Raw genomic sequence first — 16,725 nt, 5'->3', positions numbered from 1 at the left:
CGTAATATCCCTGCAAACTTCTCTATAAAACCGTCGGAAATGATCTTCCAACAGTTATTTCTTAGGCATGCTTCCAGTTCTTAAACCCGTTATCTTCGATAATGCCGATGGTGACGTCCGATATGTCTTTATCCAGCAGCAGGCTGTCTCTTACCTTGAATTTAATGTCGTCGGCATCCGCCAACGTAAGGCCGGGCATCAGCTCGATGAGACCTTCCACGTGATAATAACGCCCCTCCTGCAGGATTCGCATCTCATTGATGTCGGTAACTTGCGTATGGGAGAAAATGATCTTGGCGACCTTCTCCTCCACTTCCGGCGGTGCGGCCACGCCGATCAGCCCCACCATATTATCGTAACCGACCCGGAAAGCCACGACCACCATCAGGCAGCCGATCAGCAGGGTCGAGATGCCGTCAAGCAGCGTAAAGCTCGTCAGCGAGGTGACGACTACGGCCAATAAAGCCAACAATCCGCCCGCCGTTGCGACGAGATCCTCATAAAATACGAGGCGTGTCGGAGGTGCGGCTCGTCCGATATGGCGGAACGCCGCCCGAAGAATAGTGAGGCCCGAGGCTTTGACCCGGGCCTCATGCAGGATCTCCTTCATCGCCTTGATCAAGACAAAACCGTCTACGGCGATGGATAGCAGCAATACGATCACATTCAGCCAGAAGCCATGGGATTCGGACGGATGAGACAGCAAGTGGATGCCTTCGCGAATCGTTTCGTACGCCATGACGGTTACTACGATCACCGCCACCATGCAGAACAGGTTGATGACTCGCCCGAATCCGACCGGGAACCTTCGGGTCGGCTTCTTCTCGGCCAGCACGCTGCCGGCGAAGACGAACGCCTGGTTCACCGCGTCCGCCGTAGAGTGCATCGCCGAAGCGAACATCGCGCCGCTTCCGGTTACAATGGCGGCGATTCCTTTCACGATGGCGATTCCCGTATTCCCGATTGCGGCCGAGGCGGACGATGTATTTCCCTTTTTGATGAGTTGCCAAAAACCGTTCCGACTACTGTCTGTTTCCATTCGAAGAAATGTTCCTCCCAATCTTCCATCCTATTTTGTAAAAAAAAACGGCGTTCTGCATTTCATACGTTCGGGATGACCAAACGTTTCAGGAGGGATCCGATATCCTCCCATGATTTAAGAAGTTGAACATGGGAGCTTAATGGATTGTTAATAACTCGACTTTATGATGGTGAGGTGTCAGATCATTCGGAATCACGGAGGAGATTCAAACGCATGGACAAGCCGCTATCCCCCACTCTCCAAGATGTCAAAAGCCTTGCGGCCAAAGTTCCGGAAATTACGGTATACTTCTGGATCATCAAGCTGCTCACGACCGGTATGGGCGAAGTCGCTTCCGACTTCCTGTTCGAGCGTTTGAACCCGATCGTCTCCGGACCTCTTAGCGTATTGATCTTTATAGCGGCCATGATCATGCAGTTTAAAGCGAGACGCTTCATTCCCTGGGTGTATTGGCTCGTGGTCGTGATGGTCAGCATCTTCGGGACGATGGCTGCCGATGTGGTCCGGGTCGGCCTGGGAATTCCTTATGTCGCGTCCACCGCATTTTTTGCCGTGCTGCTGGCCGTCATTTTGATCGTCTGGTACAGGAAGGAAAAAACGCTGTCCGTTCACAGCATCTGCACCCGGCGCCGGGAAGTTTTCTACTGGATGACCGTACTGACGACGTTCGCTCTCGGCACCGCAGCCGGCGACATGACCGCGAATTCTCTGCATCTGGGCTATCTGGCCTCAGGGATTTGGTTTGCCGTCGTGCTTGCGATTCCGGCCATCGGGTATTTCCTGTTCGGGTTCAAGGAAATTTTCGCTTTCTGGTTCGCCTATATCATGACGCGGCCGGTCGGCGCATCGTTCGCGGATTGGCTCTCGGCGGCTCATGGAAGCGGCGGCCTCGGATGGGGCAAAGGCGAAGTAAGCTTGGTTCTGACGATTCTGATCGTGGTGCTGGTAGCGTTCCGCGGCGGTTCGGCCGCCAAAGATCCGGAGCTGGAAAGCCGGCTTAACTTAACGTAAATGAGGGTTTGGCATGTGGAAATTATTCTGGATTCCTCTCATCGCTCCCTTTCTCGCCTCCGGGCTGTTCCTGATGCATCCCATGACCGATCGCGCGAACGATGGCGGCGGATCCGTGAAAGCGGCGAGTACTCCCTCTTCCCCGCTTCCCGCGAGGCCGGAGCACATTGTCGTCGTCATGGAGGAGAATCATTCCTATCGCGAAATCGCCGGCAATCCCGACGCTCCTTATATGAACAAGCTGATGAAGCTCGGCGCCAACTTGACGAATCATTACGCCATCGAGCATCCGAGCCAGCCGAATTATCTGGATCTGTTCTCCGGATCGAATCAGAAGGTAACGGACGACCTCCCGAGCCATACGTTCAAGACGGACAACCTGGCCGCCGAACTCATCAAGCACGGCTATACGTTCGGCGGATATTCCGATGGGCTTCCCAAAGCCGGGTATACGGGACCTTACGATCTGAAAACATCCTATGCGAGAAAACATAATCCGTGGGCCGACTTCTCCAACGTACCGGCCTCCGTCAATTTGCCTTTCTCCAGCTTCCCGAAAGATTACGCCAAGCTTCCGACGGTCTCTTTCGTCATCCCCAATCTGAAGCACGACATTCATGACGGAACGATCAAACAAGGAGACGATTGGCTCAAGACTAATCTATCCGGATACGTCGATTGGGCGCGCAAGCACAACAGCTTGCTCATTCTGACTTGGGACGAGGACGATCGCAGCGCGAAAAACAAAATTCCGACCGTTCTGGTAGGCTCCGGCGTGAAGCCCCAATCGTACGATGTCCGTACAAACCATTACAGCATTCTTCGGACGATCGAGGATTTCTACAGCCTTCCGGCTATCGGGCACAGCAAAGAGGCGGCCGCCATTAAGGTTTGGAAGTGACTTTCCTAAAAGTTTACATAAGATATATTATGTAAACTAAACATTCGCAGCTAGCCGCCGATCGCCGCCGGATCTGTGGAAAAAAGCCCGCCAACGGCTTGGCGGGCTTTCCTTTTACCGAAAATCCGTAACGTCCCGAACGAACTTCTCCAGAATCGCGGTATCCGTCAGATTCCGGTTGCAAACCTCGCTATCCGTACACATATAATTGCCGATCGCCTTATAATAGTCGGGCGATGCGCCTGCCGGCCTCGACTTGGTAACCGCCGTGAACAAGGCGACTTCTTCCTGGCGCCGGCACAGGAAGCAAGCTCCTTTCTTATTCGCGGGCGTAAATCTTCCTTCGATTCCGACAAGCCTGCCGTCCAGCCGGTAAACGAGAAACAGCTTGCCGGTCGCCACATCGGTCCAGCCCAAATAGGTGACGTAACGGAAGTCGACCGCGGACAGATCGGGGACCTTCAGTTTTTTGACCTTCGGAAACAGCTTCTTCAGCTGCTGCTCCGTTACCGGAGAGAACTCTTCCATCAAAGGCTCCAGCGAGCGCATATAGTCGCGGAACTGCTCTTCCGATCGAAGCGAAACCAATTGCTCCAGCGTCTGCTTCTGCGTTTCCGTTGCATCCGGGAATGCTTCCATTACGTGAATAAGCGCGCTCTCCCTTACCGACTCCGTCACTTTCGGGTCGGAACCGGTCTCGAACGCTTTCTGCAGAAGCTTGGCTTGTTTCAGGATTTGATTATATTGGTGGTTTCTAATAAATGGTTGGCACATTCGTTCTCAGCCCCTTATTTTGTTTGGAAAGCACAAATAAGGTGCAAAGCCCATTATTAGAAACGATATTTTCTTATCGGGCGATATCCCTTCAAGATCTTCGTCCGCCCCATGCAAAGTATCGCCCCAATATCAGGCTTTGCACGAGTCGTTGCCAGCTCCGGCAAACGGATTTGCCATCACGATCGACCCCCTTTGCCCAACATTATACGTGAAATGCGATACCTGCCGCAATGCCCGGCCGTTTCAACGTGCCAAAAACCGGCTCTCGGGAATATCGTAAGATGAGCCGAGACGGTACCTTCTACGCTCTCGGAATTTTTTTCGAAGGGAGACAATCGGTTGGCCGAGAATTCGGATAGATCGAAAAATGAGATTACTTATGCCTTGTTCGATATGGACCCCGCCGTTTACTACCAGGAGAGGTTCGCTTACAGCAATGTCGTCGGCGTCGCGGCCCAGGAAAGCCGGGTCACTCGCGGCTCGGTCGCTTATCAGAAAGCGTCCAACCTAATGGACACGCTTCGCAGCCGGGTAAACGAGACGGGAAACCCGGCTTTGAAGGTACTTGAAGTCGGCTGCGGGTCCGGCACCTTCGGCGCGCGGATCAAGCGCTTTTTTCCGGATGTGCGGTTGTACGGCGTGGACATGAGCTCCAGCTGCATCGACATCGCCAGACAGAACGGTTTTGACGAAGCCGTGACCTGCGACGTCGTTCAAGGGCTTCCCTACGCAGACGACGAATTCGATTTCATCTATACGATGGATTACTTCGGGCATATCGAATTTCGGAGCAAGGATGCGATGATCGGGGAGCTCCAACGGGTAACCAAGCCCGGAGGATACGGATTTCACGGCATCGAATCCGGCTTCGTCGACTACTTGAACTGCAACCCCAAAGACCCGGAAGACGTCGTGCGCAAATATGTCTATATGGAGGGACATATCGGCGTCGAAACGCTGGAGGACATCGTCCGGCGCTTCTCTCCTTTCTTCGAGGTCGTAAAGGCTTTTCCGTTTCCCATCCGTCCGCTTCTCAACATCAGCAACGTCATGACCAGCCGCTTCTGGGGCGAAGAGTTCTGTTCCGCGTTCGCGGAGATCGATACGCCCCGGACCCGCGCCGCGGCGGATCTCGTCATCGGCTGGGTCAACCGATATTTGACCGATCGGCTGCTTGAGGTATACGGAGACCGGCTCCTTCGCTCCGAGCTCGGTCCTTCGAACCCTCTGATCGATACGATGCTGACCGGATCGGGCTTCGCGATGATAACCGTTCGAAAAAGCTTATAGCCCCGCTCCAGGGGAAAATGCCGTCAGGCGAAGCGGAGGCACCTCACCTCTGCTTCGCCTGATTTCAAGATCGTCAACGATTCGTTTACTCGCCGTATCCCAGCCGCGTCAAGCCGTCTTGGCAAACCGACCGAATGCGGTCGACATCCTCTTCGCTCCTCTCGGTCCGGGTGCTGTTCAGACGGACGCCCAGCACCTTCTCGATTTCCGGGCGGGGGATCTCCGCCAGCTCCGAGAGCAAGCTTATCGTGTTCTCGTCCCGAGCGACGATGTCTTCATACCTTACTAGATGAGTGCCGCGTTCCGGGTCGCGAAGCTTCGCGTACGCGATCGCCCGTTCGTTCCAAATTCGGGCGAACAGGTCCGCATCCCCCGACCAGAACTCCGCCGCGCTGCGCCAGACGTCGACGGGATGGCGGACGAGCAGCACGATCGTCGCCGCGGGGTAACAGCTTTTCAGCAGCTCGATCTCCGGCTTCCCGTATCGGACTTCCTTGAAGCCGATCCGGTCGTGGCTTTCCCGATACTCCGCATAAGCGGCCGCGAAGAAAGCTCGAACGGCCTGGACGACGCCTTCGCCTATCCGCTCCGGCTCGGGAGACATGTTGGCGATCCACGTATTCGCATTCTCCCCGCTGCCGAAGTAAGCTTTCTTCTCCGCCTTGCCGTGTACGGCGAAATGCTCGGCCAGCGCGCGGATCCGGACGAATTGGCTGACGATGCCCCCATGTTCGCCCCAGATCAGCGTCCCTGCGCGTTTGTTGAAGATGCGCTGGACGAGCGTCGATCCCGTTCGATGGGCGATGGCCGAGAGGATGATATCCATTCCCACTCCCCCTCTTCGTCCCAGACGGCATCGACCGGCCGGCGCACTTCTTCCAGAACGGACCGGCCGGCGAACACCCAGTCCGGTTCGGAGAACGAGCGGTCCCCCCAGTCCATCCATTGCAACCGGCCGAAGGAATGAATCCGTTTGTGGACAAAGTTTTTCATGCGCAGGACGACCGTGTCTCCGCGCTCCAGAAAGTTCAGAACGAGCGAGCCCAGTGCCGGATTCGGCTTCGGCGTTTCCGCCAAGTAGATCTCGATCCATTGCCCGCCGTCCGCGTTGTCATTCCGAACCCTTCCTTCTCTCTTTCCGCCTAACGCTTTTTCCAGAACGGTCAACCAGTTCCGTTCCCACCGCTGCTTGGAGAACGTCTTCGCCACCTTCACCGCCTGCCGCTTCAGCGCAGCCAGCTTGGCTGGCCGATCCAGCAGCTCCCGTATCGCCTCATGCAGCGACTCGGCGTCCGGCTCGATCAGCAGGCCGTTGTGATCGTGAATGACCAGGTCGGACAATCCTCCGATCCGCGTCGCGATCACGGCGTTGCCGCACGCCATCGCTTCCAGGCAGGAGAGGCTGGTCCCTTCGCTGTGCAGCGTCGGAATCAGCGAGATGTCCGCATTCCGGTAAGCTTTCGCCATTTCCTCCATCGGCAGGTTATATCGACGGATTCTGTCGCCCCACTTCTCCCGCTTCTCGTCGACGCGGGACGTATCGGCCGCCTCGCCGTTGCCGACGAAATGAAAGTCGACTTGCGGATACCGTTCCAGTATCCGGTCGACGATGTCCAGCGTCAGAAAAAGTCCCCGCGGACTATAAAGTCTCCGAGGGTACAGGATGACGATCCGATCGCCTGTTCTCGTGTAATCCGGGCGGGGCGTGAACTCCGCAATCTCCACGTAATTCGGAATCACCCGAATGCCGCGGCCGAGCTCATAGTCGATCGTCTGGAACCAGTTCGCCGAGTTCGTATCGACCGAGACCAGGCTGCCGCACGATTTCGCTCCCTCGATAAACCGTCGATTGCGCTCCCAGAAGGCGATTCCGTCTTCGAAGCGGGCTCCCGGGTCGTCCCAGCCGACGCCGTGAACGATGCCGATGCTCGGGCAGCCGCTGCCGTGAGGCCAAGCGTTGAAATAGGCGGAAAAGACAGCCAGGACCGCCCTTCCGTCCGTCTGTTCGCGGAACAGCCGGCTGAATATGCGGACGGTCGCCACGCTCAGCTGCCGGGCGTGCTGCCCTCCCCGGGACAGCGAGATGACCTCGACGCCCTGGAACCGGCGCCGCCAAGCGTAATTTCCGTATTGGTAGATGACGAGTTCCAGCCCTATTCGGCGGCACAGACGGCTTAAGTCGAGCAGATATCGTTCCGCCCCGCCGGAATAGAAGCGTTCTCCTTCGAAGTCCAGGAACGTTGCGGCCATGACCGCGACCTTGCCGGCAGGACGGTCGTTGGCGAACGCCTGCCAAACCTTCGGGAGCTCGTCGAAGCGCCGCTGCACCAGCTCGAAGCGCTGCCCCCATTGCTGCCGGCTGGCGAACGCCGCTCCTTCCTCCTTCGCCAGGCGGCGAACGTCCGGCTTCAGCGCCTGCTCGATCGCGGCTTCGAACGCGTCCGCCCCGTCGGCGATCCGCACCCATTCCGAGCGATAAGGAATCATCTCGGCGATCGAAGTGGAGACGACGGGCAAACCCAAGGCGGCGTACTCGAAAAATTTGACCGGGGAGACGCAGTCGGTCATCCCGTTCACCGTGAACGGGATGATTCCCACGTGAAAAAAACGTCCGTACGCCGAGATTCGCTCATATTCTTTGAATCCCAAGAAGTGAACGTTGTCCGACCGGATTCGTCCCTGCACCGGACCTTTGCCGATCAGCACGAACTGCCACTCGGGCCGTCTCGACGCGATACGGCCGATCGTTTCGGCGTCGAACCATTCTTCCAAGGCGCCGAAATAGCCGATGATCGGGCAACCGCAGGCTGCGATCGGCTCCAGATCGCAAGGCGGCGCGTCGTCCGATTCCGGCGGGAGCCGTTCCGGTCCGCCGGCGAAATGCTCGGGAAAAGCCGCGTTGGGAAGATGCAGCGCGTCCGGCCTGTTCTCCAGGAAGCGTTCGAGGCTTCGCGCCGAATAGGTAACGATATCTGCCGATCGAACCAGCTGCCGGTGCTTCGCCAGCATGTTGTCGTCGTATAGAGAGAAAAATTCGAGGCTGTCCAGGAGATCGTACCATACGATTTTATGGGGCAGCAGATCGGCCCAGGCCATCTGCATCATCCAGGTGCACAGCACGATGGCCGATTGGCTTCGCAACGCGTGCAGCAGATCGCCTTGACCGCCGCGCAGCGCGAATAATCGGGGCTCGATCTCGCGAAGGCCGCTCTCCCCTTCCGCGGGATCGCAGAAAAAACAAAGGTAGCCGCGCCTTGCCATCTCTCTCAGCCAATGGTGAGGACGCTGCTGCGGCTCCCAATGGACGGCTTCTGGGTACACGACGACCGCCCGGCCGTTACTGGCGCCGAGCAGGCTCATCAACTCCAGCGCGAGTCGGGACGGCTGACCCTGCAAAATCCGGATGTACTCGGATTGGCGAGCGGAATAGACGGACTGAAAATCCGGATGGATGGCATCCAAGTTACATCCCCCCCACCAAGATTCGCTTCACCCGTCTGGGTGTTCTTCTATATGTATGTGGCGCCGGACCGTTCGGAATCGTCACCCGCCCAGCGTCCGCCGACACTAAGCTCATGATCAGGTACGTCCGCGGATAGGTTGTTTCACTAAGTTCGGATAGACGAGTTTCCCCCCATCATGCGACTACATAACTTACTAGGGACAACAACCCCTGAAGAGAGGATGCGAACAGAGATGATGGACATTCAGTCCTGTTCTTCTCCTAAAAAGAGAAGCTGCCGGAGAAGAAGGCCGAAGCGCCGCCTGGTTCGGAAACATCGCTCGTTAAAGAAGAGAGTCCGGATTCTTTCGCATCGGCAGCGGGAATTAAACAGTGCGATCCATACGGTAGAGTCGCAGAACGCTTCGTTGACAAGTCAAGTCGGCTCACTTGCGACCCAAGTCGCTTCCCTTACGTCCCAATCGAACTCGCTTGCAGGGCAGACAGGAACGCTTGGCTCGCAGCTTGCGAGCGTTCGTACCGAAGTCGGAGCGATCGGCGCGAATCTGGGCGCCTTCGCAGCCCAGACCGTCCAATTACAGCGAGAGTTCGTCTCGCTTAGCGCCGAGTTTTCTCAGGTACAAAGCCGGGTCGAATCGCTGGCCGATCCGTTCGTCGCTACCCGGACGATGCTGGAAGGCCGAGTCGGAACCGTCGTCACGATCGAGACGACGGCAGGGCCCGTGGCCGGAACGCTAATTGCGGTCGGGATCGACTTCGTCGAAATTTTGGAACCGTCGGGCGCGCTTGTCTTTATCCCGCTCGGCAGCGTTGACGCCTTCGCCTAACGAAGAGGAGGAATTCGAATTGAACTTCGCTCAAGCTTTAGTGCCGCATTTCGGACGCCGCATCGAAGTGTTCATGGACAATCGTTTTCTGCAGGGAACGCTGCACGGCATCACGGACGGCATTCTGTCGATCCTGGCCGACAGCTCCGTTTATTCCGAAGAATCAGGCCTGTTCAGCATTCCGGTCGCCAACCTCGAATTCGTTCGCATTTTGGTCGGTTAGCCCGTTCCCGGTCTGAACCTCCATCCACTCCCGCCATTTCGGATAACAGGCTTTGCCCCGTTGGGTCACGCTCCCGGTCCGGACCCTCCGATGGTACAGCGGGACGGGAATTCGCAGCAGCGAACCGTGCGGCGCGACGCGGATCAGCATCTGCAGATCCTCGTACAATCGGCCGCCATACGGATCGTGCGTCCACCAACCGCCTATCCTCCTGAGAAGGGGCACCGAATACGCTCTTGGCGCTATGGCGAACGGATGCTCCAGCAGCTCCGCCGCGCTCGGCTCTACCGGGATGCTCCGAACGTTTCCGGGGATGAGATCATGGTTCGCCCGCTCCAGCCATTCGACGTGCTCGCCGCCTATCGCCGCGATCAAGCCTTGCGCATGGGCCGCATAGCGGGCCATCGTCACGAGGCAATCGGGAGCGAGCCAGTCGTCCGCGTCCAGTTCCAGCAGCCAGCGTCCCCGGGCAGCGGCCAAGGCGCGGTTCAGACTGGCCGCTTTACCCCGATTGGTATCGTTGCGATGCACCTGAATTCGAATGTCTCCGAGCAAAGAACTTTGCCGCAACACGTCTTCCGTCCGATCGTCGGAACCGTCGTCCACCACGATCAGCTCCCATTCCGGAAGCGTCTGGACGCGAACGCTGCGCAATGCCCATGGCAAATATTCCGCGTCATTATAGGTGCATACGGCGATCGTGAACAATGGAGGCGCGTTCGCGGGCGGAGCCGTGCATTCTGCGGCAAGCAGCGGCGCCAGATAGCGCCATTCCGCGTCCGAACGCAACCAGCCCGGCTTGCGGCGGGGTGCCGGGCGGTAATCTGAACTGCGAAGCGTCCCCCAAGTCCATTCGCGATCCAGGCTTCGCTTCTTGTCAAGCAAGGCGATCTTCCCGAACGGCAGCGCCTCCCGTTCCGCGAACCCCGGCGAAGATCCGGACATGACGGCCGCCGTGCGCCAGAACGACGGAGCTCTTGGCGGCAAGCCGGCTCGTTCCGCATCCCGATCCTCGCCCCCGTCGGCCGGGTCGACGATGAGACCGGCGTCTGACTCCTTCAGTTGATTCAGCGCGCGGCGAACGTCCGGGAAGAAGCCGGGCCCGAACGTGTCGCCCGCATCCGCGACGAAGAAGAACCGTTCCCCGTAACCGGCAAGCTCCCGGTTCATCGACGAGGCAGATTCGTCTTCCAGGCGCACGAATTTGCAACCGGGCCAGACGCCGGCGATGCATCGTTCCGTTCGTTCCGCCGCCCGCCCGCCGTCGGTTGCATTCCAATTCCATACAAAGACAAGCATCGGATCCTCCGTCGAAGCGGGAATCAAGCGATCGAATGTTATAGCCTATGTCATTCCTTTGAAGAAGGTGATTGAATGGCCGTCATCGTCGTTCCTCCGGGAATCGACTGGAACTGGATGAAGCAGCGCCCGCAGCAGCTGATGGAACGGTTGGCCGCTCACGGCCATGTCGTCTGCTATTGCGACCGGACACGGTCGGCCGGAGCGGCGGAGCCGGTTGCGGAACGAATCGCCCCCCGTCTCTATCGGATTCGCCATCACGAGCGCTGGCTGGCCGAGCTGTGGCCTTCTTTTCGGCGGCAGCGGCAGGATCCCGTCATCGTCTGGTGCTGTACTCCGGCGGATCCGCCCGCACAATTGCGAGAGCGCTACAGGCCCGATTTTATCGTCTACGACTGCGCCGACGACGTTCCCGAGTGGTACCCGCGGGAACAGCCGCTTGCCGCCGAAGCGGATCTGATCGTCTGTTCATCCGAGCGGTTGCTGGAGCGTTGGAGCCGAAGCTTCCCCGGCAAGCCGGTCCGCCTCGTTCGCAACGGCTACGATCCGCGGATGGGCTTGCACCTGCCGCCTGGCGAGGACGACGAAATCCCGCCCGCCGAGGCGAACGGGAAACGGTTGATCGGTTACGTCGGCGCCTGGGCGCCCTGGATCGACGCCGCGCTGCTTTGCGAGGTTGCCCGGCTGCCGAACGCGGAAGTCATCGTCATCGGTCCCGAATTCGGCCGAAAATATTCGGGCGGCGGCGTCCGGTTCTTGGGCATGATGCCGCACGACCGGTTGGCCGGATGGATTCGCCGGCTCTCCGTCTGCCTCGTTCCGTTCCACATGACCCCCATCGCGCTGGCTGCCGATCCGATCAAAGCTTACGAATACCTGGCCGCGGGCAAGCCGGTCGTGGCGACCGATCTGCCGGAATGCAGGCGGATGCGTCCGCATGTGGACGTGGCGGCGAACCGCCGGGAATTCGTTCGCGCCGTCGCGCGGCGTCTGGACGATCCCGGAGACGAGGCGGCGCGCCGGACGTTTGCCTTGAACAGCACTTGGGACCGAAGAGGAGCGGACGCGGACGCCGTTCTTCGGTCCCTGAGTCTCTGAAGCGTTATGCCGGATTGACGATCCGGTTATTGGAACGTACGCTGATCAGGTAGTAAACGAAGTAAACGACGAGATAAGCGCCCATGGAAATAAGGATCGGAGGCGTGACGTTCATGCCGACGAGCGAAGCGGTAAAGATGCGTATCATGACGTATCCGTGAGCGACGCCGAGCGCCAGCGGCAGGGCAAACGCCAGCAGCGTCTGCCCGGCGATCGAAGATCGGATCTCCTGGCGGCTGACGCCGATTTTGCGAAGCGTCTCATAACGGCCTCGATCCGCCTGAGCTTCGGTCAACTGCTTGAAGTAGATCACGCTTCCCGTCGCCGCGAGGAAGACAAGCCCGAGGAACCCGACGATGAACAGGAACAGGCCCGATTCCTCCAACGAATTCCGATACTCGGTATAGAACGCATGGAATCTGTTCTCGTCGGCCGCCATTCCGAGCAGCTTTTCGGAAGTCGCCTTGGCCGACTCGGGATTCTCGACTCTGAACAGCTCGTACGTCGTCGGCGCCAACGCCTTCGTCATTTCTCCGAATAAGGAATCGCTGACGACGATATAGAAGTCGGGAAAATGCCAGCTCAGCACTCTTCCCTTGAGAAAGTCGACGAACGGAAGCGTTCGCTCGCCTCCTTCCAGCTGCACTTTCAGCGATAATCCGTCGTATTGATCGGCGGTCTGGTTGTCGAGCATCGGCCGAACCGAGGCGGCTTCGTCGCCGTTCAGTTGAACGGTCTCCTCTCTTCCGAGCGCCTGCGACATCCGATTGTAGCTGCTGGCGGACAGGAACGAGATCGACGTTCCCGGCTTGGCATAGGAGAAGTATTGAATCGGCAGCTCGAGCGCATTCGTCCGTTCGGACTTCCATTCGACGACCGGAACCGTCAACTGAGCCAGCACGGGGTGCTCCCGGTCGGCTTCGATCAGCTGCCGCGCCTGACTGTCGAACGGTTCGCCCCGCGATACGAATTCATAGCTGAACGGCGTGTTCGTCTCGGCGCTCCTCTCCGTATAGTAATACTGCGTATATGTCAAACCGAACGCGCCCAGCGCCAAACCGCTCAGCAGCGCGATCAGCGTGAACGTCCGCACGTTGCCCCGGTTCCGGAACGACAGATTGGACGCGCCGATCAGATTCATGCCGCGGTAATAGCGCTTCTTGTTTTTCCGATAAAGAACAAGCGCCGCCGCGATCGTCGACCGAAACAGCAAATAAGTGCCGACGATAATGCCGGCGAGCGCCAGCCCCATATTGCGCGCGAACTGCTCCGTCGTATCGATCGGCTGCAGGGCGAGCGCATAGCCGAAGGCGAGAAGCGCGATCGCGGCGAGCGCTTGCCAGATTCTCGGACGGGTCGCCGGCTCGCCCGCCTTTTCCGCTTGGAACAGCTCGATCAGCTGGAACTGGTAGATCAGGCGGTAACCGTGAACGGAAGTGGCGAGCAGGATGACGGCGAACACAATGAGCGTATTGATAATTGCGGGTCCAGAAAGTCCGAATCCGATCGCCGTCTCTATGCCGAGCAGCCGAACCAGAATCATCGCGAACAGCTTGGACAAGACCATGCCGAGCAGGATTCCCCCCGCCAGCACGACAGCTCCGATCGTCATATTTTCGTAGAACAGAAGCCGTCCGATCGTCTTCTTGCGCATCCCGAGCAGCGAGTAGAGCCCGACCTCCCGCTTGCGCCTCTTCAGGAAAAACGAGTTGGAATACCAGATGAAAACCGCCGAGAACAGCACCAGCACGACCGAAGCCGCCAAAAACACCGTTTGCAGGTTTTGCGACGACTCCATTCCTTTCTGAATGTCATCGCTGTACTGCAAGGAGACGAACGTATAGTAGATGACGACGCTGATGAGCATCGACGTGAAATAAAGCAGGTAGCTTTTGGCGTTGCCGGCCATGTTCTTGCGGGCGACTTGAAACAGCGTCACGCGGATTCTCCCCCTTCGCTTCTAGACGGCATCCGGAGCGCTGCCGCCGAGGACGGACAGCACGTCCATGATTTTTTTGAAGAACGGCTGACGCGGTCCCTCGCTCTTCGCCAGCTCGGTGAACATGCCCCCGTCCTTGATAAACAGCACGCGCGAGCAATAGCTGGCCGCGAACGGGTCGTGCGTCACCATCAGAATCGTCGCCCGGTCGCGCTCGTTCAAGCTTCGAAGGCTTTCCAGCAGGTCGGTGGCCGACTTCGAATCGAGCGACCCGGTCGGTTCGTCCGCGAGCACGAGAGTCGGCTTTGTGACGATCGCCCGGGACGCGGCCGTCCGCTGCTTCTGTCCTCCCGAGATTTGATACGGATACTTGTCCAGGATCGTCCGGATGCCGAACTTGTCGGCGATCTCCTCCACACTTCGTTCCAGTTCTTTGACGTCGGTCTTGGCGAGCGCGAGCGGCAGCAAGATGTTCTCTTTGACCGTCAGCGTATCGAGCAGGTTGAAGTCTTGGAAAATAAACCCGAGCTTCTCCCGGCGAAACGCGGACATCCGATCCTCGCTCATCTTCATGATGCTCGCGCCGTCGATCTCGATCTCTCCCGAAGTCGGCTGGTCGATCGTCGCGAGCAGGTTGAGCAGCGTCGACTTGCCCGACCCGGACGGCCCCATGATGCCGACGAACTCTCCTTCGCGCACCGTCAGATCGAGCTCGCGGATCGCCGTGAAGACGTTGCCCTTGGCCCCGTATACTTTGCGAATCTGTCTTGCTTCCACGACCGTTCTCATCGGCCTTTCCCCCATTCCCTTTGCCCATGCGGCGGTTTGCCTGTATCCATTCTACAACAGGTCAAACGAATCTCATCTTACAGAGAGACCGTTCAAACGAACAATATTGTCACGTTGAACGTCTTGCCACCTCGCTTCGGCAAATGTTATGTTGCATACGGAAGCCTTTCCGAAGCAAGGAGGCATACGATGAGAATCATGATAGTCGAGGACGACCGGACCATCCGCGAGCTGATCGCCGAATCGCTCGGAAAATGGGGCTTCGAGACGGTGTTGCCCGACGATTTCGACCGGATCGTGCCGGTCTTCCTGAGCAGCGAACCCCACCTGGTGCTGATGGATATCAATTTGCCGTCCTTCGACGGCTTCTATTGGTGCCGGCAAATCCGCGAAGTGTCCGAGGTGCCGATCTTGTTCCTGTCGTCGCGCACGACCCCGATGGATATGGTGATGTCCATGAATATGGGAGGCGACGACTTCATTCAGAAGCCGTTCCACATGGACGTGCTGGTCGCCAAAATCCAGGCGCTGCTGCGCCGAACGTATTCCTACCTGGGAGCGCAAGCCCAGGCGGACGCGATCGAGCATGACGGCGTCCTGCTCGACCTGAAGGACGGCGACATCGTGTGCGGGGATCGGAAGGCGGAGCTGACCAAGACCGAATTCGTCATCTTGAACCTGCTTCTTCGCAACAAGGGAACGATCGTCACCCGGCAAAAGCTGATGCGAAGCTTATGGGAGGACGAAAGCTTCGTGGACGAGAATACGCTCACGGTGAACATCGGCAGGCTGCGGAAGAAGCTGGCCGAACTCGGGAAGGAATCGTTCATCGTCACCCGGAAAGGCCAAGGGTATCTTGTGCCATGACATTCGGCTCTTATTTACGGGATAGGCTGAGCTTCCTGCTGCTGTTCGCCGCCGTTATGGCTTTCGTGGGATTGATGATGGCGCTCACGAGTGTTGACATAATTAATGTTATGTACACTTTAATCGTCTGCTGCCTGATGACGGCCATCTACTTGATCGCCGGATATTTCCGCCGCCGTCCTTTCTATCGTGAACTCGAAGATCGGGTTCGCGAGCGCCAACCGGACGTCTCCGTCGGATGGCCTGCACCGCTAACAGCCGAACAAGCGCTGTTTATGGACGTTCTCCGCCTGACGCAGGAAAATCACCATGAGCACACGCGGAAGCTTCAGCAGGAAATCAAGGATCATCAGGATTTTATCCTGTCGTGGATTCATGAGGTGAAGCTTCCCATCTCCGCCAGCCGTCTGCTGCTGGAACGGAACTCGGACGAAGCGCAAGAGGAATTGGCGGACCGGCTGGAGGACGAGCTGGACAAGATCGATCATTACGTGGAGCAGGCTCTCTACTTCTCGCGGATCGATTCTTTCTCTCGCGATTATTTCCTTACCGAGGTATTGGTTCCGGCCGTCGTCAAAGGAAGCGTGAAGAAGTATGCCAAGCTGTTTATTGCCCGCCGCATCCGGTTTCGCTTGCAGGAAGGCGATCTCTCGGTTCATAGCGACGCCAAATGGCTCGGCTTTATGATCGACCAGATCATGGCCAACGCGCTGAAGTATACGCCGGAAGGCGGCGAGATCGCCGCCGGATTCGAAGAGGATGATCGGGAGAAGCGGTTGACGATCGCCGATACCGGAATCGGCATTGCGCCCGAAGAGTTGGCCCGAGTGTTCGAGAAAGGGTTCACCGGCTCCAACGGCCGCAGCCGCGGCGCCAAATCGACCGGCATGGGCCTCTATCTCGCCCGGCAGATGGCGCTCAAGCTGGGTCACGACTTGTCCGTTCAATCCGAGGTGGGTGCCGGTACGCGGCTTACCGTCCATTTTCCGAAGTTTCGCACGTACTTGAACGTATAAGCCTGGAATCGAAGAGATCGCGCTCCATGGAACAAATCCCCCAAAAGTGAAGTGATGCTTTGAAGTTAAATCCGATTCCTTTTGGGGGAGCCCCCGGTTATCCACAGGAAATTTATTCGCATAATTTCCTGAACAACAAAAAAGCCGACCCTAAAGTCGGCTTCAGAATGTCGAGAAACCCCT

At 58.0% G+C, this 16,725-nt stretch carries 15 protein-coding genes; 8 read left to right on the top strand and 7 right to left on the bottom strand.

Annotated elements, in window-relative coordinates:
* Positions 1 to 61 precede the first annotated feature (61 nt).
* A complete protein-coding gene (locus tag H7C18_RS25950) occupies positions 62 to 1,039 on the bottom strand; it encodes a cation diffusion facilitator family transporter (RefSeq protein ID WP_185132038.1) in 978 nt (325 codons plus the stop codon).
* Between the two features lie 216 nt (positions 1,040 to 1,255).
* On the opposite strand from H7C18_RS25950, the gene H7C18_RS25945 reads away from it, so the two are divergent.
* Both H7C18_RS25945 and H7C18_RS25940 read left to right on the top strand, forming a co-directional pair.
* Positions 1,256 to 2,053 carry a COG4705 family protein gene (locus H7C18_RS25945; protein WP_185132037.1) on the top strand — a complete coding sequence of 266 codons (798 nt, stop codon included), beginning with the start codon at positions 1,256 to 1,258 and terminating at the stop codon, positions 2,051 to 2,053.
* Positions 2,054 to 2,066: 13 nt separating this feature from the next.
* On the top strand, positions 2,067 to 2,954 hold the full coding sequence (locus H7C18_RS25940; RefSeq protein ID WP_185132036.1) for an alkaline phosphatase family protein: 888 nt from the start codon (positions 2,067 to 2,069) through the stop codon (positions 2,952 to 2,954).
* A 114-nt stretch (positions 2,955 to 3,068) separates the two neighbouring features.
* Here the strand turns inward: H7C18_RS25940 and H7C18_RS25935 are convergent, their stop codons facing one another.
* Complete coding sequence (locus H7C18_RS25935; protein WP_185132035.1) at positions 3,069 to 3,728, bottom strand: FusB/FusC family EF-G-binding protein; 660 nt, start codon at positions 3,726 to 3,728, stop codon at positions 3,069 to 3,071.
* Positions 3,729 to 4,070: 342 nt separating this feature from the next.
* Between H7C18_RS25935 and H7C18_RS25930 the strand changes: the two genes are divergently transcribed.
* On the top strand, positions 4,071 to 5,021 hold the full coding sequence (locus tag H7C18_RS25930; RefSeq protein WP_185132034.1) for a class I SAM-dependent methyltransferase: 951 nt from the start codon (positions 4,071 to 4,073) through the stop codon (positions 5,019 to 5,021).
* Positions 5,022 to 5,106: 85 nt separating this feature from the next.
* Here the strand turns inward: H7C18_RS25930 and H7C18_RS25925 are convergent, their stop codons facing one another.
* Positions 5,107 to 5,847 carry a sulfotransferase gene (locus H7C18_RS25925; RefSeq protein WP_185132033.1) on the bottom strand — a complete coding sequence of 247 codons (741 nt, stop codon included), beginning with the start codon at positions 5,845 to 5,847 and terminating at the stop codon, positions 5,107 to 5,109.
* Positions 5,763 to 8,483 (bottom strand): glycosyltransferase, encoded by a 2,721-nt coding sequence (locus H7C18_RS25920; protein WP_185132032.1) that lies wholly within the window; start codon positions 8,481 to 8,483, stop codon positions 5,763 to 5,765. The genes H7C18_RS25925 and H7C18_RS25920 overlap by 85 nt, the downstream gene beginning before the upstream one ends.
* A 408-nt stretch (positions 8,484 to 8,891) precedes the next feature.
* Here H7C18_RS25920 and H7C18_RS25915 point away from each other — a divergent pair, with 408 nt between their 5' ends.
* Both H7C18_RS25915 and H7C18_RS25910 read left to right on the top strand, forming a co-directional pair.
* The gene (locus H7C18_RS25915; protein ID WP_185132031.1) at positions 8,892 to 9,311 is read left to right on the top strand and encodes a DUF2642 domain-containing protein; all 420 of its coding nucleotides are present in this window, start codon (positions 8,892 to 8,894) and stop codon (positions 9,309 to 9,311) included.
* A gap of 19 nt (positions 9,312 to 9,330) precedes the next feature.
* A complete protein-coding gene (locus H7C18_RS25910) occupies positions 9,331 to 9,534 on the top strand; it encodes a hypothetical protein (protein WP_185132030.1) in 204 nt (67 codons plus the stop codon).
* Here H7C18_RS25910 and H7C18_RS25905 read toward each other — a convergent pair.
* On the bottom strand, positions 9,475 to 10,833 hold the full coding sequence (locus H7C18_RS25905) for a glycosyltransferase family 2 protein (protein WP_185132029.1): 1,359 nt from the start codon (positions 10,831 to 10,833) through the stop codon (positions 9,475 to 9,477). The genes H7C18_RS25910 and H7C18_RS25905 overlap by 60 nt on opposite strands.
* Positions 10,834 to 10,908: 75 nt before the next feature.
* Between H7C18_RS25905 and H7C18_RS25900 the strand changes: the two genes are divergently transcribed.
* Positions 10,909 to 11,931 (top strand): glycosyltransferase, encoded by a 1,023-nt coding sequence (locus tag H7C18_RS25900; RefSeq protein WP_185132028.1) that lies wholly within the window; start codon positions 10,909 to 10,911, stop codon positions 11,929 to 11,931.
* Positions 11,932 to 11,935: 4 nt separating this feature from the next.
* Here the strand turns inward: H7C18_RS25900 and H7C18_RS25895 are convergent, their stop codons facing one another.
* Entirely contained in the window at positions 11,936 to 13,870 is a 1,935-nt protein-coding gene (locus H7C18_RS25895) for an FtsX-like permease family protein (protein ID WP_185132027.1), read from the bottom strand.
* A gap of 21 nt (positions 13,871 to 13,891) precedes the next feature.
* Positions 13,892 to 14,659: an ABC transporter ATP-binding protein gene (locus tag H7C18_RS25890; RefSeq protein ID WP_185132026.1), complete on the bottom strand. Its 768-nt coding sequence runs from the start codon at positions 14,657 to 14,659 to the stop codon at positions 13,892 to 13,894.
* A 189-nt stretch (positions 14,660 to 14,848) separates the two neighbouring features.
* On the opposite strand from H7C18_RS25890, the gene H7C18_RS25885 reads away from it, so the two are divergent.
* Both H7C18_RS25885 and H7C18_RS25880 read left to right on the top strand, forming a co-directional pair.
* Complete coding sequence (locus tag H7C18_RS25885) at positions 14,849 to 15,526, top strand: response regulator transcription factor (protein WP_185132025.1); 678 nt, start codon at positions 14,849 to 14,851, stop codon at positions 15,524 to 15,526.
* Positions 15,523 to 16,542 carry a sensor histidine kinase gene (locus H7C18_RS25880; protein WP_185132024.1) on the top strand — a complete coding sequence of 340 codons (1,020 nt, stop codon included), beginning with the start codon at positions 15,523 to 15,525 and terminating at the stop codon, positions 16,540 to 16,542. Before H7C18_RS25885 ends, H7C18_RS25880 begins: the two co-directional genes overlap by 4 nt.
* Positions 16,543 to 16,725: the final 183 nt, after the last annotated feature.

This window comes from Cohnella zeiphila (genome assembly GCF_014212055.1).
GTDB lineage: Bacteria > Bacillota > Bacilli > Paenibacillales > Paenibacillaceae > Cohnella > Cohnella zeiphila.
Note: the sequence above shows the minus strand (reverse complement) of the source record. Positions and strands in the feature narration are given on the sequence as shown.